The sequence below is a fragment of the Enterobacter sp. Taxon_2 genome, from assembly GCF_058355295.1.
This window is the reverse complement of record NZ_CM178024.1, coordinates 704,523-724,186: the sequence shown is the minus strand read 5'-3', so window position 1 is coordinate 724,186 and position 19,664 is coordinate 704,523. Positions and strand designations below refer to the sequence as shown.

16 protein-coding genes are annotated in these 19,664 nt (G+C 56.7%); 11 read left to right on the top strand and 5 right to left on the bottom strand.

Features of this window, described 5'->3' with window-relative positions; translation table 11 throughout:
- Position 1: 1 nt before the first annotated feature.
- The 5 genes from araA to rluA all read left to right on the top strand — a co-directional run bounded on the left by araA (position 2) and on the right by rluA (position 8,425).
- Positions 2–1,504: an L-arabinose isomerase gene (gene araA / locus AC4IC4_RS03345; RefSeq protein WP_475683257.1), complete on the top strand. Its 1,503-nt coding sequence runs from the start codon at positions 2–4 to the stop codon at positions 1,502–1,504.
- Positions 1,505–1,590: 86 nt separating this feature from the next.
- Positions 1,591–2,286, top strand: a complete 696-nt coding sequence (gene araD / locus AC4IC4_RS03340; RefSeq protein WP_024907438.1) for an L-ribulose-5-phosphate 4-epimerase — start codon at positions 1,591–1,593, stop codon at positions 2,284–2,286.
- A gap of 74 nt (positions 2,287–2,360) precedes the next feature.
- Positions 2,361–4,718, top strand: a complete 2,358-nt coding sequence (polB, locus tag AC4IC4_RS03335; protein WP_491472148.1) for a DNA polymerase II — start codon at positions 2,361–2,363, stop codon at positions 4,716–4,718.
- Positions 4,719–4,846: 128 nt separating this feature from the next.
- Positions 4,847–7,753, top strand: coding sequence for an RNA polymerase-associated protein RapA (gene rapA / locus AC4IC4_RS03330; RefSeq protein WP_491472147.1), 2,907 nt, complete (start codon positions 4,847–4,849; stop codon positions 7,751–7,753).
- 12 nt (positions 7,754–7,765) lie between these two features.
- Positions 7,766–8,425 (top strand): bifunctional tRNA pseudouridine(32) synthase/23S rRNA pseudouridine(746) synthase RluA, encoded by a 660-nt coding sequence (rluA, locus tag AC4IC4_RS03325; protein ID WP_008502014.1) that lies wholly within the window; start codon positions 7,766–7,768, stop codon positions 8,423–8,425.
- A 29-nt stretch (positions 8,426–8,454) separates the two neighbouring features.
- Here the strand turns inward: rluA and djlA are convergent, their stop codons facing one another.
- Positions 8,455–9,270 (bottom strand): co-chaperone DjlA, encoded by an 816-nt coding sequence (gene djlA / locus AC4IC4_RS03320; RefSeq protein ID WP_008502016.1) that lies wholly within the window; start codon positions 9,268–9,270, stop codon positions 8,455–8,457.
- A 239-nt stretch (positions 9,271–9,509) separates the two neighbouring features.
- Here djlA and lptD point away from each other — a divergent pair, with 239 nt between their 5' ends.
- The 6 genes from lptD to apaH are packed head-to-tail and all read left to right on the top strand — an operon-like array spanning position 9,510 to position 16,239.
- Entirely contained in the window at positions 9,510–11,861 is a 2,352-nt protein-coding gene (lptD, locus tag AC4IC4_RS03315; RefSeq protein WP_491472146.1) for an LPS assembly protein LptD, read from the top strand.
- 53 nt (positions 11,862–11,914) lie between these two features.
- Positions 11,915–13,201, top strand: coding sequence for a peptidylprolyl isomerase SurA (gene surA / locus AC4IC4_RS03310; protein WP_267215259.1), 1,287 nt, complete (start codon positions 11,915–11,917; stop codon positions 13,199–13,201).
- Positions 13,201–14,187, top strand: coding sequence for a 4-hydroxythreonine-4-phosphate dehydrogenase PdxA (pdxA, locus tag AC4IC4_RS03305; protein ID WP_024907432.1), 987 nt, complete (start codon positions 13,201–13,203; stop codon positions 14,185–14,187). Before surA ends, pdxA begins: the two co-directional genes overlap by 1 nt.
- The gene (gene rsmA / locus AC4IC4_RS03300; RefSeq protein ID WP_023310362.1) at positions 14,184–15,005 is read left to right on the top strand and encodes a 16S rRNA (adenine(1518)-N(6)/adenine(1519)-N(6))-dimethyltransferase RsmA; all 822 of its coding nucleotides are present in this window, start codon (positions 14,184–14,186) and stop codon (positions 15,003–15,005) included. Before pdxA ends, rsmA begins: the two co-directional genes overlap by 4 nt.
- A 3-nt stretch (positions 15,006–15,008) precedes the next feature.
- Entirely contained in the window at positions 15,009–15,386 is a 378-nt protein-coding gene (apaG, locus tag AC4IC4_RS03295; protein WP_024907431.1) for a Co2+/Mg2+ efflux protein ApaG, read from the top strand.
- 4 nt (positions 15,387–15,390) lie between these two features.
- Positions 15,391–16,239: a bis(5'-nucleosyl)-tetraphosphatase (symmetrical) ApaH gene (gene apaH, locus AC4IC4_RS03290; RefSeq protein WP_491472145.1), complete on the top strand. Its 849-nt coding sequence runs from the start codon at positions 15,391–15,393 to the stop codon at positions 16,237–16,239.
- Between the two features lie 38 nt (positions 16,240–16,277).
- Here the strand turns inward: apaH and folA are convergent, their stop codons facing one another.
- The 4 genes from folA to AC4IC4_RS03270 all read right to left on the bottom strand — a co-directional run bounded on the left by folA (position 16,278) and on the right by AC4IC4_RS03270 (position 19,597).
- Positions 16,278–16,757 carry a type 3 dihydrofolate reductase gene (gene folA, locus AC4IC4_RS03285; RefSeq protein WP_008502023.1) on the bottom strand — a complete coding sequence of 160 codons (480 nt, stop codon included), beginning with the start codon at positions 16,755–16,757 and terminating at the stop codon, positions 16,278–16,280.
- A 114-nt stretch (positions 16,758–16,871) separates the two neighbouring features.
- Positions 16,872–18,737 (bottom strand): glutathione-regulated potassium-efflux system protein KefC, encoded by a 1,866-nt coding sequence (gene kefC / locus AC4IC4_RS03280; protein WP_491472144.1) that lies wholly within the window; start codon positions 18,735–18,737, stop codon positions 16,872–16,874.
- The gene (gene kefF, locus AC4IC4_RS03275) at positions 18,730–19,260 is read right to left on the bottom strand and encodes a glutathione-regulated potassium-efflux system oxidoreductase KefF (RefSeq protein WP_032649856.1); all 531 of its coding nucleotides are present in this window, start codon (positions 19,258–19,260) and stop codon (positions 18,730–18,732) included. The genes kefC and kefF overlap by 8 nt, the downstream gene beginning before the upstream one ends.
- Before the next feature lie 103 nt (positions 19,261–19,363).
- Positions 19,364–19,597, bottom strand: a complete 234-nt coding sequence (locus AC4IC4_RS03270; RefSeq protein ID WP_023310357.1) for a YgdI/YgdR family lipoprotein — start codon at positions 19,595–19,597, stop codon at positions 19,364–19,366.
- Positions 19,598–19,664 lie beyond the last annotated feature (67 nt).

Genomic DNA, 19,664 nt, shown 5'->3' with positions numbered 1-19,664 from the left:
GATGACCATTTTTAATAATTATGAAGTGTGGTTTGTAATTGGCAGCCAGCATCTGTACGGACCGGAAGCGCTGCAGCAGGTGACGAAACATGCGGAGCACGTCGTTAACGCGCTGAACGCGGAAGCCAAACTGCCGTGCAAACTGGTGCTGAAACCGCTGGGCACGACGCCGGATGAAATTACCCACATCTGCCGCGACGCCAACTACGACGATAAATGCGCCGGCCTGGTGGTGTGGCTGCACACCTTCTCACCCGCCAAAATGTGGATCAACGGCCTGTCTATCCTCAACAAACCGCTGCTGCAGTTCCATACCCAGTTCAACGCCTCCCTGCCGTGGGACAGCATCGACATGGACTTTATGAACCTGAACCAGACCGCGCACGGCGGCCGCGAGTTCGGCTTCATCGGCGCGCGTATGCGTCAGCAGCACGCGGTGGTCACCGGCCACTGGCAGGATGGCAAGGCGCAACAGCGTATCGGCTCCTGGATGCGTCAGGCGGTCTCTAAACAGGACACCCGCCACCTGAAAGTGGTACGTTTCGGGGACAACATGCGTGAAGTGGCGGTCACCGACGGCGACAAAGTGGCCGCGCAGATCAAGTTCGGCTTCTCCGTGAATACCTGGGCCGTGGGCGACCTGGTGCAGGTGGTGAATGAAATCAGCGACGGCGACGTGAGCGCGCTGGTGGACGAGTACGAAAGCAGCTACCGCCTGACGCCTGCGGCACAAATTAACGGCGACAAGCGCCAAAACGTGCTGGACGCGGCGCGCATCGAGCTGGGCATGAAGCGCTTCCTGGAACAGGGCGGCTTCCACGCCTTTACCACCACCTTTGAAGATCTCCACGGCCTGAAACAGCTGCCGGGTCTGGCGGTACAACGTCTGATGCAGCAGGGCTACGGCTTTGCGGGCGAAGGCGACTGGAAAACTGCCGCTCTGCTTCGCATCATGAAGGTGATGTCGACCGGTCTGCAGGGCGGCACCTCCTTTATGGAAGACTACACCTACCACTTCGAAAACGGCAACGACCTGGTGCTCGGCTCGCACATGCTGGAAGTGTGTCCTTCCATCGCGGTAGAGGAAAAACCGATCCTCGACGTGCAGTACCTCGGCATCGGCGGTAAAGCCGATCCGGCGCGTCTGATCTTCAACACCCGCACGGGCCCGGCCATCAACGCCAGCCTGATTGACCTTGGCGATCGTTTCCGCCTGCTGGTGAACTGCGTCGATGCGGTTGAAACGCCACATTCTCTGCCGAAGCTGCCGGTCGCCAACGCCCTGTGGAAAGCACAGCCTGACCTGCCAACCGCCTCAGAGGCCTGGATCGTGGCCGGTGGCGCGCACCACACGGTGTTCAGCCACGCGCTGGATCTGAACGACATGCGTCAGTTCGCCGAGCTGCACGACATCGAGCTTACCGTGATTGATAATGATACCCGCCTGCCCGCCTTCAAAGACGCGCTGCGCTGGAACGAAGTCTATTACGGTTCAAAACGCTAAGCCCTGAATGCCCGGTGGCACTTCGTTTACCGGGCCTACGGTTTCGTAGGCCGGATAAGCGAAGCGCCATCCGGCAGGAGACAACTATGTTAGACGATCTCAAACGTCAGGTGCTCGAAGCCAACCTGGCGCTGCCGAAACATAATCTGGTGACCCTGACCTGGGGCAACGTCAGCGCCGTTGATCGGGAAAAAGGCGTGTTCGTGATTAAGCCTTCCGGCGTGGATTACACGGTGATGACCGCAGACGATATGGTGGTTGTCAGCCTCGAGACCGGCGAAGTGGTGGAAGGCAACAAAAAACCGTCCTCCGATACGCCCACTCACCGCCTGCTCTATCGGTCATTCCCGACCATAGGCGGCATCGTGCATACCCATTCGCGCCATGCCACCATCTGGGCGCAGGCGGGCCAGTCCATCCCGGCGACCGGTACCACCCACGCGGACTACTTTTACGGCACCATTCCCTGCACGCGTCTGATGACCGATGCAGAAATCAACGGCGAGTATGAGTGGGAAACCGGCAACGTGATTGTCGAAACCTTTGAAAAACAGGGGATCGACGCGGCGCAGATGCCCGGCGTGCTGGTGCACTCCCACGGCCCGTTTGCCTGGGGGAAAAACGCGGAGGACGCGGTGCATAACGCCATCGTGCTCGAAGAGATCGCCTATATGGGGATCTTCTGTCGCCAGCTGGCACCGCAGCTGCCGGATATGCAGCAAACCCTGCTGGATAAGCATTACCTGCGCAAGCACGGCGCGAAGGCCTATTACGGGCAGTAAGCTGTATATAAACCCAGCATTAAAATCTTAACCAGGCTATAATCAGGCCTGGTTTTGTTTTCTGGGATAACGGCGTGGCGCAGGCGCAAGAAGGCTTTTTACTGACCCGACACTGGCGGGATACTCCTCAGGGCACCGAGGTCGCGTTCTGGCTGGCGACGGACAACGGTCCGCTGCACGTTACGCTGCCCCCGCAGGAATCCGTGGCCTTTATTCCTGAAGCCCACGTCGAAAACGTGAAACAGCTGCTGCGCGGCGAAAACGGCTGGCGCATTACCCCGCTTGAACTGAAAGATTTCCACCGCCAGCCGGTTTACGGCCTCTACTGTCGCGCCCATCGACAGCTGATGCGCTATGAAAAACTGCTCCGCGAGGCGGGCGTGACGCTCTACGAAGCCGATATCCGCCCACCGGAGCGCTTTCTGATGGAGCGGTTTATTACCGCCCCCGTCTGGGTCGACGGCACCGCGCATAGCGGCAGCCTCGTTAATGCGCGCCTGAAGCCGAACCCGCACTACCGCCCACCGCTGAAGTGGGTCTCCCTGGATATCGAAACCACCCGTCACGGCGAACTGTACTGCATTGGCCTGGAAGGCTGTGGTGATCGGGTTGTCTATATGCTCGGGCCGCCGAATGGTGATGCCACCGCGCTGGATTTCCGGCTTGAGTACGTCAACAGCCGCCCGCAGCTGCTGGAGAAGCTTAACCAGTGGTTTGCCGACTACGATCCCGATGTTCTGATCGGCTGGAACGTGGTGCAGTTTGACCTGCGCGTGCTGCAAAAACACGCCGAGCGCTACCGCATCCCGCTGATGCTCGGGCGCGGCAACAGCGAGCTGGAATGGCGCGAACACGGTTTTAAGAATGGCGTTTTCTTCGCACAGGCTAACGGCCGCCTGATTATTGACGGCATCGAGGCGCTCAAATCCGCCTTCTGGAGCTTCTCTTCCTTCTCCCTTGAAGCAGTGGCGCAGGAGCTGCTTGGCGAAGGTAAATCCATCGATAACCCCTGGGACAGAATGGACGAGATCGACCGGCGCTTTAACGAAGACAAGCCCGCGCTCGCCACCTATAACCTGAAAGACTGCGAGCTGGTCACGCAGATATTCCACAAAACCGAGATTATGCCGTTCCTGCTGGAGCGCGCGACGGTTAACGGCCTGGCGGTCGACAGGCACGGTGGCTCGGTTGCCGCCTTTAGCCACCTCTATTTTCCCCGGATGCACCGGACAGGTTATGTCGCCCCTAACCTCGGAGAGGTGCCGCCGCAGGCCAGCCCCGGCGGCTACGTCATGGATTCCCGGCCAGGATTGTATGACTCCGTTCTGGTCCTGGACTATAAAAGTCTGTACCCGTCGATCATCCGCACCTTCCTGATCGATCCCGTCGGGCTGGTTGAAGGCCTGGCCCAGCCGGATGATGAGCACAGCACCGAAGGCTTCCTCGGCGCACGCTTCTCGCGGGAAAAACACTGTCTGCCTGACATCGTGGGAAACATCTGGAACGGCCGCGACGAGGCCAAGCGCCACGGTAACAAGCCGCTATCACAGGCGCTGAAAATCATCATGAACGCCTTTTACGGCGTGCTGGGCACCAGCGCCTGTCGCTTCTTTGACCCGCGCCTGGCGTCGTCGATCACCATGCGCGGGCACGAGATCATGCGCCAGACCAAAGCGCTGATTGAATCCCGGGGCTATGACGTCATCTACGGCGACACCGACTCCACCTTTGTGTGGCTTAAGGGCGCGCATTCAGAAGAAGACGCCGCGCAAATAGGTAAAGCGCTGGTCGCCTTCGTGAACGACTGGTGGCAGGAACATCTGCAGAAAGCGCGGTTAACCAGCGCGCTGGAGCTGGAATTTGAAACCCACTTCGCCCGCTTTTTAATGCCCACCATTCGCGGTACCGATCAGGGCAGCAAGAAGCGCTACGCCGGGCTGATTCAGGAAGGCGACGCGCAGCGGATGGTATTTAAAGGGCTCGAGACAGTGCGTACCGACTGGACGCCGCTGGCGCAGCAGTTCCAACAGACGCTCTATCTTCGGGTGTTCCGCAATGAGCCCTATCAGGACTATGTGCGCAAGACGATAGCCAGCCTGATGGCGGGCGAACTTGACGCGCAGCTGGTGTACCGCAAGCGCCTGCGCCGCCCGCTGGCGGAGTACCAGCGTAACGTTCCTCCGCACGTACGCGCCGCGCGTCTCGCGGATGAAGAAAACGTACGCCGCGGCCGCGCGCCGCAGTATCAAAACCGGGGGACCATCAAATACGTCTGGACCATTAGCGGCCCGGAACCCGTGGATTATCAGCATTCTCCGCTGGATTACGAACACTATCTGACGCGTCAGCTTCAGCCGGTTGCCGACGGAATTTTGCCCTTCATCGACGATGATTTTGCTACACTAGTGACAGGGCAACTTGGCCTATTTTGACGCGTGACGAAATGGCTGCCATCCAGTACCATAGCGCCCTTTCCATTCCCGGACCCATTTTTCGATGACCGTCTTTTTTGACGGGGGTCGAACTATTGCCTGCAATTAAAGATTAGAGCCGAACAACTATGCCTTTTACACTTGGTCAACGCTGGATCAGCGATACAGAAAGCGAACTTGGATTAGGAACCGTCGTAGCAATCGATACGCGTATGGTTACCCTCCTCTTCCCAGCCACCGGTGAAAACCGTCTGTACGCTCGCAATGACTCCCCTGTCACCCGCGTGATGTTTAATCCGGGTGACACCGTGACCAGCCATGACGGCTGGCAGCTCAAGATTGAAGACGTAAAAGAAGAGAATGGACTGCTCGCCTACATCGGGACTCGTCTGGACACCGACGAGGCCAATGTTATCCTGCGTGAAGTGCTGCTCGACAGCAAGCTGGTGTTCAGCAAGCCGCAGGACCGCCTGTTTGCCGGGCAAATCGACCGTATGGATCGCTTCTCGCTGCGCTATCGCGCGCGTAAGTTCCAGAGTGAGCAGTACCGCATGCCGTGGAGCGGCCTGCGCGGCCAGCGCACCAGCCTGATCCCCCACCAGCTGAACATCGCCCATGACGTGGGCCGTCGTCACGCGCCGCGCGTGCTGCTGGCAGATGAAGTGGGTCTGGGTAAAACCATCGAAGCGGGCATGATCCTGCATCAACAGCTGCTTTCCGGCGCTGCCGAACGCGTGCTGATTGTGGTGCCAGAAACCCTGCAGCACCAGTGGCTGGTTGAGATGCTGCGCCGCTTTAACCTGCGTTTCTCGCTGTTCGACGACGAACGCTATGCCGAAGCGCAGCACGATGCGGACAACCCGTTTGAAACCGAACAGCTGGTGATTTGCTCTCTGGACTTCGTACGCCGCAGCAAGCAGCGCCTTGAGCATCTGTGCGATGCTGAATGGGACCTGATGGTGGTCGACGAAGCTCACCACCTGGTCTGGAGCGAAGATGCGCCGAGCCGCGAATATATGGCTATCGAGCAGCTTGCCGAACGCGTGCCTGGCGTCCTGCTTCTGACCGCAACGCCGGAACAGCTGGGTCTGGAAAGCCACTTCGCCCGTCTGCGCCTGCTCGATCCAAACCGTTTCCACGACTTTGCGCAGTTCGTGGAAGAACAGAATAACTACCGTCCGGTGGCGGATGCCGTCGCCATGCTGCTGGCAGGCAAGCGTCTTTCAAATGACGAACTCAACACCCTGAGCGATCTGATTGGCGAGCAGGATATCGAGCCGCTTTTGCAGGCCGCGAACAGCGACAGCGACAACGCGGAATCCGCGCGCAAAGAGCTGATCGACATGCTGATGGACCGCCACGGCACCAGCCGCGTGCTGTTCCGAAACACCCGTAACGGTGTCAAAGGCTTCCCGAAACGCGAGCTGCACACCATCAAGCTTCCGCTGCCGACGCAGTATCAGACGGCGATTAAAGTATCCGGCATTATGGGCGCGCGCAAAACCCAGGAAGAGCGCGCCCGCGACATGCTTTATCCGGAACAAATCTACCAGGAATTTGAAGGCGATACCGGCACCTGGTGGAACTTCGATCCGCGCGTGGAGTGGCTGATGGGCTACCTGACCGCGCACCGCTCCCAGAAAGTGCTGGTGATCTGCGCCAAAGCGGCCACCGCGCTGCAGCTGGAGCAGGTCCTGCGCGAGCGCGAAGGTATTCGTGCCGCCGTGTTCCACGAAGGAATGTCCATCGTCGAGCGCGACCGCGCCGCGGCGTGGTTCGGGGAAGAGGACAGCGGCGCACAGGTTCTGCTGTGCTCGGAAATAGGCTCTGAAGGCCGTAACTTCCAGTTCGCCAGCAACCTGGTGATGTTCGATCTGCCGTTTAACCCCGATCTGCTGGAGCAGCGTATCGGCCGTCTGGACCGTATTGGTCAGGCGCATGATATTCAGATCCACGTGCCGTATCTGGAAAAAACCGCGCAGTCCGTGCTGGTACGCTGGTTCCACGAAGGTCTGGACGCGTTTGAACATACCTGCCCGACGGGCCGCACCATTTACGATCAGGTGCATGGCGATCTGATCGGCTACCTGGCCGCGCCGGAAAACACCGACGGCTTTGACGATCTGATTAAGTCCTGCCGCGAGAAGCACGACGCGCTGAAAACGCAGCTGGAACAGGGTCGCGATCGCCTGCTGGAGATCCATTCCAACGGCGGTGAAAAAGCGCAGGCGCTGGCAGAGAGCATCGAAGAGCAGGATGACGATACCAGCCTGATTAGCTTCTCCATGAACCTGTTCGATATTGTCGGTATCAACCAGGACGACCGTGGCGAGAACCTGATTGTCCTGACCCCGTCCGATCACATGCTGGTACCGGATTTCCCGGGCCTGCCGGAAGACGGCTGTACCATCACCTTTGAGCGTGACGTGGCGCTGTCCCGCGAAGATGCCCAGTTTATCACCTGGGAACACCCGCTGATCCGCAACGGTCTGGACCTGATCCTCTCCGGCGATACCGGCAGCAGCACCATCTCCCTGTTGAAAAACAAGGCGCTGCCGGTGGGCACCCTGCTGGTAGAGCTGATCTACGTTGTGGAAGCGCAGGCGCCTAAACAGCTGCAGCTCACCCGCTTCCTGCCGCCAACGCCCGTCCGCCTGCTGCTGGACAAAAACGGCACGAACCTGGCCGGACAGGTCGAGTTCGAGAGCTTCAACCGACAGCTGAGCGCGGTCAACCGCCATACGGGCAGCAAGCTGGTTAACGCGGTCCAGCAGGACGTGCACGCTATTCTGCAACTGGGCGAAACCCAAATTGAGAAAGCGGCCAGAGCGCTGATTGACGCTGCGCGCAGTGAAGCCGACGAGAAACTGTCCGCGGAGCTGTCCCGTCTGGAAGCGTTAAAAGCCGTCAACCCGAACATTCGTGACGACGAGCTGGCGGCGATTGAAAGTAACCGTCAGCAGGTGCTGGAAAGCCTGAATCAGGCGAGCTGGCGTCTGGATGCCCTGCGTCTTATCGTTGTGACGCATCAGTAAACGGAGCGCAAGATGGTGATGGAGCCTTACAATCCGCCGCAGGATCCCTGGCTGGTCATTCTGTATCAGGATGAACACATTATGGTGGTCAACAAGCCCAGCGGCCTGTTGTCCGTGCCGGGGCGTCTGGATGAGCACAAAGACAGCGTGATGACGCGCATTCAGCGCGATTATCCGCAGGCGGAGTCTGTCCATCGCCTGGACATGGCCACCAGCGGCGTGATTGTGGTGGCGCTAAATAAAGCGGCGGAACGCGAGTTAAAACGCCAGTTCCGCGAGCGCGAGCCGAAAAAGCAGTATGTCGCCCGCGTCTGGGGCCACCCCGCTCAGGCGGAAGGGCTGGTGGATTTACCGCTGATCTGCGACTGGCCGAACCGGCCAAAGCAAAAGGTGTGTTATGAAACCGGTAAGGCCGCGCAGACCGAGTATGAAGTGCTGGAGTATGCGCCGGATAATACCGCGCGCGTCCTGCTTAAACCGATTACCGGACGTTCACACCAGCTGCGCGTGCATATGCTCGCTCTGGGTCATCCGATTCTGGGCGATCGCTTCTACGCGCCGCCTGAAGCGCTGGCCTTAGCGCCACGTCTGCAGCTGCACGCGCAGACGCTCACCATCACCCATCCGGCCTTCGGTAACGCGATGACGTTTAAAGCCCCGGTGGACTTCTAAAAAAAAGCCCGACACCGTCGGGCTTTTTTTTATTTGAAACCTTTCTTCTCTTTAATGAGCTCGTACGCCTTCTGGATTTCCTGTGCTTTTTGCTTCGCCATCTCCATCATTTCTGGCGGCAGGCCTTTCGCGACCAGTTTGTCCGGATGATGCTCGCTCATGAGCTTACGATAGGCACGTTTAATCGTGGTCTGATCGTCAGAAGGCTTAACGCCAAGCACGTTGCAGGCATCTTCCAGCGTCGGACCACGCTGCGCCTGCTGCCAGGCGCCGCCGGACGACTGCTGGTGATAGCCGCCGCCAAACTGCGCCCCGCCCTGCATCATGCGCAGGAACTGGTCGAACTGCATACGGGAGATGCCCAGCTCTTCCGCAATGACGTACAGCACATCACGTTCATTAGGGTGAAGTGAACCGTCGGCGAAGGCCGCCTGGATTTGTATTTCCAGAAACATCCGAATTAAGTCAAAACGTCCGAAGCAGATGCTGCGGAACTGACGCATTTTTTCGCGAAGCGGATAGTTATCCGATTTACCGATGCGAAACGCATTTTGCGCTTCCAGACGGGAATCGCCATGCAGGTTCATACGATCCATAAAAACGCTGGCAATCTGAATATCGGCTTCTGTGACACGCCCTTTGGATTTGGTTAAGTGCCCCATCACCTCAAAGGTGGTGGAGAAAAAGAGTGACTGACGCTCGCGCTGATTGGCAAACCAGGCCATTTTGCGGCTGCGCGCCTTATCAAACATATGGCCGATAATAAGCCCAAGCACAATCCCCCAGAACCCGGCACCCATGATGATGGCGAACGCAACGCCGATTATTTTACCCCAATACTGCATATACTCCCCGGATAGTCATATTCCTGGCCGACGCAACGTCATCATCACTGTGTTCAAGTCACGGTCAATTGAAGGACATCGCCTATAATTTGCTTTATCATACTCGTCATTCGATAGCGAGCCTAACACTCTGGCACGCAAACGGGCAGGATTAACGCTGGTACTGCGCAGATGAGTAAGATAGTCTCTGAGCGTTTGTAAGCCGTAGCCACTGATGACGGAACAATAAAATACAACGTATGAAAAAACGTATCCCCACCCTTCTGGCCACAATGATTGGCTCCGCCCTGTATAGTCAACAGGGGCTGGCGGCCGATCTCGCCTCGCAGTGTATGCTTGGCGTCCCAAGTTATAATCGTCCACTGGTGAGTGGCGATACAAATAGCTTGCCGGTAACCATTACTGCCGACAGTTCGAAAGGGACTTACCCTGACAATGCCACGTTTACGGGCAATGTGGATATTAACCAGGGTAATAGCCGCCTGCAGGCAGATGAAGTGCAATTGCACCAGAAGCAGCCGGAAGGTGCGGCCGAGCCGGTACGAACGGTGGATGCGCTGGGTAATGTGCACTATGACGACAATCAGGTCATCCTGAAAGGTCCGAAAGCCTGGTCAAACCTGAATACTAAAGATACTAACGTCTGGGAAGGTGATTACCAGATGGTGGGTCGCCAGGGGCGCGGTGACGCAGACCTGATGAAACAGCGCGGCGAAAACCGCTATACGATCCTGGAAAATGGTACATTTACGTCATGTCTGCCGGGTTCAAATACCTGGAGCGTGGTCGGAAGCGAGGTTATCCATGACCGCGAAGAACAGGTCGCAGAGATCTGGAACGCCCGCTTCAAACTGGGTCCAGTGCCCATATTCTACAGCCCTTATCTGCAGCTTCCCGTGGGTGACAAACGTCGCTCCGGTTTCCTGATCCCAAATGCCAAATACAGCACCACGAACTACTTTGAGTTCTACCTGCCGTATTACTGGAACATCGCGCCAAATATGGATGCGACGATCACGCCGCATTATATCCACAAGCGCGGCAACATCATGTGGGAGAACGAGTTCCGCTATCTGACACACGCTGGTGCGGGTCTGATGGAGCTGGATTATCTGCCGTCGGATAAAGTCTTCCAGGATGAGCATCCGACCGAAGGTGATAAGCACCGCTGGTTGTTCTACTGGCAGCATGCCGGGGTGATGGATCAGGTGTGGCGCTTTAACGTTGACTACACCAAAGTTAGCGATTCGTCTTATTTTAATGACTTCTCGTCCAAATACGGCTCGAGTACCGATGGCTATGCCACGCAGAAATTCAGCGTGGGCTATGCGGTGCAGAACTTTGATGCAACCGTCTCGACCAAGCAATTCCAGGTATTTTCTGATCAGTCCACGCCTACCTATGGCGCTGAGCCACAGCTGGACGTTAACTGGTATCAGAATGATGTGGGCCCATTCGACACTCGGGTTTACGCTCAGGCAGTGCATTTCGTTAACACGGATTCGGACATGCCTGAAGCCACGCGTGTTCACCTTGAGCCGACGATCAATCTGCCGTGGTCTAACGACTGGGCAAGCCTGAATACCGAAGCCAAGCTGATGGCAACCCACTATCAGCAAAAAAATGTTGATAACTACAACGCAACTAACAATACGCATCTGGAAGAGTCGGTCAACCGCACGCTCCCGCAGTTCAAAATGGACGGCAAGCTGATCTTCGAGCGTGATATGGGTCTGCTGGCGGATGGTTATACTCAGACGCTCGAACCGCGAATGCAGTATCTGTACGTGCCGTACCGCGATCAAAGCAAGATTCAGAACTACGACTCCTCTTTACTCCAGTCTGACTACAGCGGCCTGTTCCGTGACCGTACCTACGGTGGTCTTGACCGAATCGCCTCAGCAAACCAGTTGACGACCGGCGTCACAACCCGTGTATATGATGATGCCGCCGTTGAACGTTTTAACGTTTCTGTTGGTCAAATCTACTATTTCACCGAGTCACGCACCGGTGATGACAACATTAACTGGGAGAAAGATAACAAAACGGGATCGCTGGTTTGGGCAGGAGATACTTACTGGCGTATGACTGACCGTTGGGGTCTGCGTGGTGGTGTGCAATATGACACTCGACTCGATAATATTGCGACAAGTAGCGCTGCTATTGAGTACCGCCGTGATGAAGACCGTATGGTGCAGTTGACGTATCGTTACGCAAGCCCGGAATATATTCAGGCAACATTGCCATCTTATGCTGGCGCAGAACAGTATAAAGACGGTATCTCGCAGGTGGGTGGCGCAGCGAGTTGGCCTATCGCCGACCGCTGGTCAATCGTAGGCGCTTACTACTTTGACACTAACGCCAATAAACCTGCTGACCAGATGGTGGGTCTGCAATATAACTCCTGCTGTTACGCGCTGCGTGTCGGTTACGAACGTAAGCTTAATGGCTGGAACAGTGAAAACAATCAGAGCAAATACGATAACGTGATTGGCTTTAACTTCGAGTTACGCGGCCTGAGTTCCAACTACGGTCTGGGTACGCAGAAAATGCTGCGCTCGAATATTCTGCCGTACAGTAGCGCCTTGTAATGTGCTTGATTTGCAACGTAATCCGCTTTGCGGTTAATTGAAATGGAAAAAGTATGAAGAACTGGAAAACGCTGCTGCTCGGTGTCGCTATGGTTGCGAATACCAGCTTCGCGGCCCCCCAGGTTGTTGATAAAGTCGCTGCTGTGGTTAACAACGGCGTCGTGCTTGAAAGTGACGTTGACGGTCTGATGAAATCGGTGAAGCTCAATTCGGGCGAAGCCGGTCAACAGCTTCCGGATGACGCCACGCTGCGCCACCAGATCCTGGAGCGCCTGATCATGGATCAGATCGTTCTGCAGATGGGGCAGAAAATGGGTGTGAAGGTCACTGACGAGCAGCTCGATCAGGCGATCGCTAACATCGCGAAGCAGAACAATATGTCTTTAGATCAGATGCGCAGCCGTCTGGCCTATGACGGCATCAGCTACGCCACCTACCGTAATCAGATCCGTAAAGAGATGCTGATTTCGGAAGTACGTAACAACGAAGTGCGTCGCCGCGTCACTATCCTGCCTCAGGAAGTGGACGCGCTGGCAAAACAGGTGGGTAACCAGAACGATGCGAGCACAGAGCTGAATCTGAGCCACATTTTGATTCCACTGCCAGAGAACCCAACGTCCGATCAGGCTGCGGAAGCAGAAAGCCAGGCGCGTTCTATTGTTGAACAGGCGCGTAACGGCGGCGACTTTGGCAAGCTGGCCATCACCTACTCCGCTGACCAACAGGCGCTGAAAGGCGGCCAGATGGGCTGGGGACGTATTCAGGAGCTGCCATCCATCTTTGCCCAGGCGCTGAGCACGGCGAAGAAAGGGGATATCGTCGGTCCTATCCGTTCAGGCGTGGGCTTCCACATTCTGAAGGTGAACGATCTGCGCGGCCAGAGCCAAAATATCTCCGTCACCGAAGTTCACGCTCGCCACATTCTGCTGAAACCGTCACCGGTCATGACTGACGATCAGGCGCGTGCGAAGCTGGAACAGATCGCAGCAGACATTAAGAGCGGTAAAACCTCGTTTGCGAAGGCCGCAAAAGAGTTCTCTCAGGATCCAGGCTCTGCTAACCAGGGCGGCGATCTGGGCTGGGCGGCTGCGGATATTTACGATCCTGCCTTCCGTGACGCGTTGATGAAGCTGAACAAAGGCCAGATGAGCACGCCGGTCCACTCTTCGTTTGGCTGGCATCTGATCGAGCTGATGGACACCCGTAACGTTGATAAAACGGATGCGGCACAGAAAGACAGAGCCTACCGTATGCTGTTTAACCGTAAGTTCTCTGAAGAAGCAGCCACCTGGATGCAGGAACAACGCGCCAGTGCTTACGTGAAAGTGCTGAGCAACTAATGAAACAGCATCGTGTTGTTATCACGCCCGGCGAACCCGCCGGGATTGGTCCTGACCTCGTTGTCCAGCTCGCCCAGCTCAGCTGGCCGGTAGAACTGGTTGTCTGCGCCGATGCAACACTGTTACAAGACCGGGCAACACTGCTCGGTCTGCCTTTAACGCTCATCCCTTACGTTGAAGGCCAACAGCCCGCACCACAGCAAGCCGGTACGCTTACCCTTCTCTCTGTTCCCCTTCGAACGCCGGTCATTCCGGGTCAGCTCAGCACGGAAAACGGCCACTATGTCGTTGAAACCCTTGCGCGCGCCTGCGACGGTTGCCTGAAGGGCGAATTTGCCGCTCTGATTACCGGCCCCGTTCACAAAGGCGTGATCAACGAAGCGGGCATACCGTTTACCGGGCATACGGAGTTCTTCGAAGAGCGCTCGCACAGTCCGAAAGTGGTGATGATGCTGGCGACCGAAGCGATGCGCGTTGCCCTGGTGACAACCCATCTTCCGATCAAAGCGATTCCGGATGCGATCACCCCTGATCTCCTGCGCGAGATCATCGGGATTTTGCATCACGATCTGCAGACAAAATTTGGGATCCCGCAGCCGCACGTTCTGGTTTGCGGTCTGAATCCGCACGCCGGTGAAGGCGGGCACATGGGCACCGAAGAGATCGACACCATTATTCCGGTGCTCAACGAAATGCGGGCGAAGGGGATGAACCTCAGCGGGCCGCTGCCAGCAGATACCCTTTTCCAGCCAAAATACCTGGATAATGCCGACGCCGTGCTCGCGATGTACCACGATCAGGGCCTGCCCGTGCTAAAATACCAGGGCTTTGGCCGCGGGGTGAATATCACCCTCGGTTTACCCTTTATTCGAACGTCCGTTGACCACGGTACTGCGCTGGATCTGGCAGGCCAGGGGAAAGCGGATGTCGGCAGTTTTATTACGGCGCTTAATCTCGCCATCAAAATGATTGTTAATACTCAATGACTAATCGAGTCCATCAGGGCCACTTAGCCCGTAAACGTTTCGGGCAAAACTTCCTTAACGATCAGTTCGTGATCGAAAGCATTGTCTCGGCTATTAATCCGCAAAAAGGCCAGGCGATGGTCGAAATCGGCCCAGGCCTTGCTGCACTGACCGAACCGGTAGGCGAACGCCTCGACGAACTGACCGTCATCGAACTGGACCGCGATCTGGCCGCACGCCTGCAAACGCACCCGTTCCTCGGGCCGAAGCTGACCATCTATCAGCAGGATGCCATGACCATGAACTTTGGCGAACTGTCGGAAAAAATGGGCCAGCCGCTGCGCGTTTTCGGCAACCTGCCGTACAACATCTCCACGCCGCTCATGTTCCACCTCTTTAGCTATACTGATGCCATTGCCGACATGCACTTCATGTTGCAAAAAGAGGTTGTTAACCGTCTGGTTGCAGGCCCGAACAGTAAAGCGTATGGTCGTTTAAGCGTGATGGCACAATATTACTGCAACGTGATCCCGGTACTCGAAGTACCGCCGTCAGCGTTCACACCACCACCGAAAGTGGATTCAGCGGTTGTGCGCCTTGTGCCGCACAAGACGAAACCGTATCCGGTTAAAGATCTGCGCGTACTGAGCCGCATTACCACAGAAGCCTTTAACCAGCGCCGTAAAACGATCCGTAACAGCCTGAGCAATTCGTTTACCGTAGAGGTGTTAGCCGAGCTGGGGATCGACCCGGCAATGCGTGCGGAGAATATTTCCGTAGAGCAGTACTGCAAGCTGGCTAATTACATCAGCGATAATGCGCCGCCGAAGGAGAGTTAAGCCATGATTGATTCGCCCCGCGTATGTGTCCATGTACAAAGCGTCTATGTTGAATCACAGTCCTCTCCGGACGAAGATCGTTTTGTTTTCGCTTATACCGTGACCATTCGCAATCTGGGGCGGATGCCCGTGCAGCTGCGCGGGCGCTACTGGCTTATCACTAACGGCAATGGCCGCGAAATTGAAGTTCAGGGCGAAGGTGTGGTCGGTGAACAGCCCCACATCGCCCCTGGCGAAGAGTACCAGTACACCAGCGGCGCGGTAATTGAAACGCCGATGGGTACCATGCAAGGCCATTATGAAATGGTCGACGTCGATGGCAACGGATTCCGCGTTGCCATTCCTGTGTTCCGTCTCGCCGTTACAACACTCATTCATTAATCTAATGTCTACATATCTGATTGGCGACGTTCACGGTTGCTACGATGAACTGATCGCATTGTTAAAACAGGTCGACTTTACGCCAGGACAGGACACGCTCTGGCTGACGGGCGATTTAGTCGCGCGTGGCCCCGGCTCCCTTGAAGTATTACGTTTCGTCAAATCGCTGGGCGACAGCGTGCGCATGGTGCTGGGTAACCACGATCTGCATCTGCTGGCGGTTTTCGCCGGGATCAGCCGCAACAAGCCTAAAGATCGCCTCACACCACTGCTGGATGCGCCGGACGCGGACGATCTGATTAACTGGCTGCGCCGTCAGCCCCTGCTGCAGATCGACGAAGAGAAAAAGCTGGTCATGGCGCATGCCGGGATCACGCCACAATGGGATCTTGAGACGGCGAAAACCTGCGCGCGTGACGTTGAGGCGGTGCTGGCGAGCGACTCGTATCCTTTCTTCCTTGATGCCATGTACGGCGATATGCCGAACCACTGGAGCGAGGATCTCAGCGGTCTGGCCCGCCTGCGCTTTATCACCAACGCGTTCACCCGCATGCGTTTCTGCTTCCCGAACGGGCAGCTGGATATGTATTCCAAAGAGACGCCGGAAAGCGCGCCCGCCCCGCTGAAACCGTGGTTTGCCATTCCGGGACCGGTGACCAGCGAGTACAGCGTGGTATTTGGTCACTGGGCAGCACTGGAAGGAAAAGGAACGCCGGAAGGGATTTACGGTCTGGATACCGGATGCAGCTGGGGTGGGGAGTTAACCTGCTTACGCTGGGAAGATAAAGCTTACTTTGTGCAGCCGTCCAACCGACAGCTGGACTTAGGAGAAGGCGAGGCCGTTGCCTCCTGATAATGATTCCCTCTCCCGGCCGGGAGAGGGAAAATCACTTAACGACGTTCCAGAATCTCGAAGCAGTAGCTGTGGGAGTTCTGTGCATCCGCGTCGTGGAATTCGCTGAATACCGATTCCCACTCGTCCGGATCGTAGTCCGGGAAATGGGTATCCCCTTCCACTTCTGCATCAATGTGGGTCAGATACAGCTTCTGCGCTTTTGGCAGGAACTGCTCGTACACACGCCCACCGCCAATCACCATAATCTCTTCGGCATTGCCGCATGCAGCAATCGCCTCGTCTACTGATTTTACCCATTCGACGCGATCGTCAGTGCCTGGCTGGCTGCTGATAACGATATTCTTACGGCCCGGCAATGGACGACCAATCGACTCCCAGGTCAGGCGGCCCATCACTACCGGCTTGTTTAACGTAGTACGTTTAAACCATGCGAGATCGGCAGGCAGGTTCCACGGCATGGCATTTTCCATACCGATAACGCGGTCCACCGCCAGCGCTGCAATCAGACTGATCATTGAAAATTTCCCGGATGCAAAAAATTGCCGCCACTATACGGAAAGCTTAATCTTTCGTCGACTGGCGGCAGGGTAAAGATAAAGAAATTTTTTAATATTGCTGGCAACTCCACTTCACGCGGAAGGTTTACTCTCGGGCTCGTCAGCCGGATCGCCGGTATGCTTGCCCTCTTCCGTGCCCTGCCAGCCATGGCGCTGGATCAGCGACAGGTGGTTACGGTCCTCGTTAATGATTTCCGTCAGCATCGCGCTGGTGCGTTTAAACACTGCCGCGCGCTCGGTAGCCGTACTGCCCGCCATCGCCGCCATCTCTTCAACCATCTCGGTATTAAAGCGACGGAACAGGTCCGCCCGTTCGCGCGCTTCGTACGCGCCAAGCCCCAGGTTTTCCAGCGCCATACGGCCAGACTTCAGCGCACCTTCGAACGTTTCACGCTCCGGTGCGTCTACGCCCGCCTGTCGCAGCCTGATGTAGTGATCCACATCGCGCGCGCGGGAGATAATGGTCAGTGCCGGGAAATGCTCTTTAACCAGCTCCACCATCTGCATGCTGGTCTCCGGATCGTCAATGGCGTTAATTAATACCTCGGCTTTTGCCGCCCCGGCGGATTCCAGCAGATCAACGCGGGTGGCATCCCCGTAAAACACCTTCATATCAAATTTACGCAGGGTATCGACATGGTCGGGATCGTGATCGAGGATGACCATCTTCACGCCGCTGGAGAGTAATAAACGCCCGACGATCTGCCCGTAGCGACCAAATCCGGCGATGATGACGCGCGGCTGCTCCTCGTCAATCTCATCGGCTTCGCGCTCCTGCTCGCTGTCCGATTTTTCCAGGCGCGTCAGCACCACCAGCAGCACAGGCGTCGCCGCCATCGACAGTGCGACCGCCAGCGTCAGCGCTTTCGCCCACTCGGGATCGAGCACGTTTGCCATCTGCGCGGCGCCAAAGACCACGAACGCAAATTCACTCCCCTGCCCCAGCAGCACGGCAAACCAGCGTCGCTGCCTGGTCGGCACGTTTAATGGACGCGCAATCAGCCACAGCATCACCATTTTAATGATCAGGAAGCCGACGAGCAGGATGACGATCCGCAGCGGGTGCGTCACCAGCGTGCCGAAGTCGACGGACATCCCCACACCAATGAAAAACAGCCCCAGCAGTAACCCTTTGAACGGCTCGATATCGCTTTCCAGCGCGTGACGGTATTCAGAACTCGCCAGCAGCACGCCTGCGAGGAACGCCCCCATCGCCATCGACAGCCCGGCCTCTTCCAGCAGCAGACCGAAGCCAAACACCAGGAACAGCGCCACGGCGCTGAACACTTCGCGCAGGCCCGAGCGGGCAACAAACCGAAGCAGCGGACGGGTGACGTAGCGACCAAGCAGCACCACCAGCGCCAGCGCGCCCGCCACCTTCAGTGCCGACAGCGCGAAAGCGCCCAGCGTGGTAGAGGAACCGCTGGCCGCCAGCAGCGGGATCATCGCCACCAGCGGGATAGCGGCAATATCCTGGAACAGCAGCACCGAGAACGCGCTACGTCCCATCTGGGATACCGTCAGATTTCGTTCGTTCATCGCCTGCATGGCAATGGCCGTTGAGGAGAGCGCCAGGGTCATGCCGATAAGCTCTGCCACTTTCCAGTCCATGCCCAGCAGGATGCAGAACCCGCCCAGCAGCAGGCCGCAGGCCACCATCTGCAGTGCCCCACCGCCAAATACCGATGCGCGAAGCTTCCACAACCGCTGCGGGTCGAGCTCCAGGCCAATCACAAAGAGCATCAGCACAACGCCGATTTCAGCGAAATGAAGGATCGCCTCTGCATCCGTCACCAGTCGAAAGCCCCACGGTCCAATGATGCAGCCCGCAATCAGGTAGCCGAGAACAGAGCCCAGCCCCAGGCGTACCGCCACGGGCACAATCAGCGCCGCTGCGCCAAGGTATATCAGCGCCTGTATCAGCGTATGGCTATCCATGGTGCGCCTCCTGCCACTCAAGTAAGCGTTGTTTATAATGGCGAGCCTGCGCCTGCAGCGTTTCATCGTCGCAGACAAAGGTGCAGTGCATCGCAAAAGGCGGGAGCCAGTTCAGACCGCAATACAGCGCAGTCGCCTGCAGCGGCTGTGCCAGGACCTCAAACCCCGGGAAGGAACCGATATCAAAGTGGCTTTCCCCTCCACCGGTGGTGACCGCCCACATCAGGCTTTTCCCTTTTAGCGCATTGCCGTTGTGGCCATACGCCCAGCCGTGGGAGAAGACTTTATCAATCCACAGTTTCAGGAGCGGGGGCGTGCTGTACCACTGCATGGGATGCTGCCAGATAATCAGATCGGCACGGGAAAGCGCCTCCTGTTCGGCGGCGATATCGATATTAAAATCGGGATAGAGTTGATAGAGGGAACGTATCTCTACGTTATCAAGCGTCCTTACCTGCTCAAGCATCCGCTTATTCGCATGCGAGTGCTGCGGATAAGGATGGGCATAAATTATCAGAATCATTGATTAGCCTGTTGTTACTGCTTTCTTTTAACAAAAGAGTGTAGTCAGTAATTCAACAGGCTAATAGTGAATATTATTGACGGGCTTACGTCAGAATTCTGAATTAGTTATCCAGCTCGCCCATCGATTTCACCTGGTCACGGTTGATCTGCTCGGTTTGACCGGTTTCGGCGTTTTTGTACGACACCAGACCGGTATCGTCATCCACCTGTGGTTTTCCGTCGGTAACAATGGTTTTGCCATCGGTGGTTTTTACGGCCTGATTGGACGAACAGCCCGCAACGGTAAACATTGTCGTGGCAGCCAGAACGGAAGCGATCAGTAATTTATTTTGCATGGTGTTTTCCCCTGCTCTCAGTTGAATTTCGTTATCGACCTAATGATTTTAGGCTAACTGACTGAAA

Coding starts and splice junctions, on each gene's coding strand:
- rsmA (WP_023310362.1), top strand. CDS start 14,184: ATGACTAATCGAGTCCATCAGGGCCACTTAGCCCGTAAACGTTTCGGG.
- rluA (WP_008502014.1), top strand. CDS start 7,766: ATGGTGATGGAGCCTTACAATCCGCCGCAGGATCCCTGGCTGGTCATT.
- kefC (WP_491472144.1), bottom strand. CDS start 18,737: ATGGATAGCCATACGCTGATACAGGCGCTGATATACCTTGGCGCAGCG.
- pdxA (WP_024907432.1), top strand. CDS start 13,201: ATGAAACAGCATCGTGTTGTTATCACGCCCGGCGAACCCGCCGGGATT.
- AC4IC4_RS03270 (WP_023310357.1), bottom strand. CDS start 19,597: ATGCAAAATAAATTACTGATCGCTTCCGTTCTGGCTGCCACGACAATG.
- apaH (WP_491472145.1), top strand. CDS start 15,391: ATGTCTACATATCTGATTGGCGACGTTCACGGTTGCTACGATGAACTG.
- araA (WP_475683257.1), top strand. CDS start 2: ATGACCATTTTTAATAATTATGAAGTGTGGTTTGTAATTGGCAGCCAG.
- lptD (WP_491472146.1), top strand. CDS start 9,510: ATGAAAAAACGTATCCCCACCCTTCTGGCCACAATGATTGGCTCCGCC.
- rapA (WP_491472147.1), top strand. CDS start 4,847: ATGCCTTTTACACTTGGTCAACGCTGGATCAGCGATACAGAAAGCGAA.
- kefF (WP_032649856.1), bottom strand. CDS start 19,260: ATGATTCTGATAATTTATGCCCATCCTTATCCGCAGCACTCGCATGCG.
- surA (WP_267215259.1), top strand. CDS start 11,915: ATGAAGAACTGGAAAACGCTGCTGCTCGGTGTCGCTATGGTTGCGAAT.
- araD (WP_024907438.1), top strand. CDS start 1,591: ATGTTAGACGATCTCAAACGTCAGGTGCTCGAAGCCAACCTGGCGCTG.
- apaG (WP_024907431.1), top strand. CDS start 15,009: ATGATTGATTCGCCCCGCGTATGTGTCCATGTACAAAGCGTCTATGTT.
- folA (WP_008502023.1), bottom strand. CDS start 16,757: ATGATCAGTCTGATTGCAGCGCTGGCGGTGGACCGCGTTATCGGTATG.
- djlA (WP_008502016.1), bottom strand. CDS start 9,270: ATGCAGTATTGGGGTAAAATAATCGGCGTTGCGTTCGCCATCATCATG.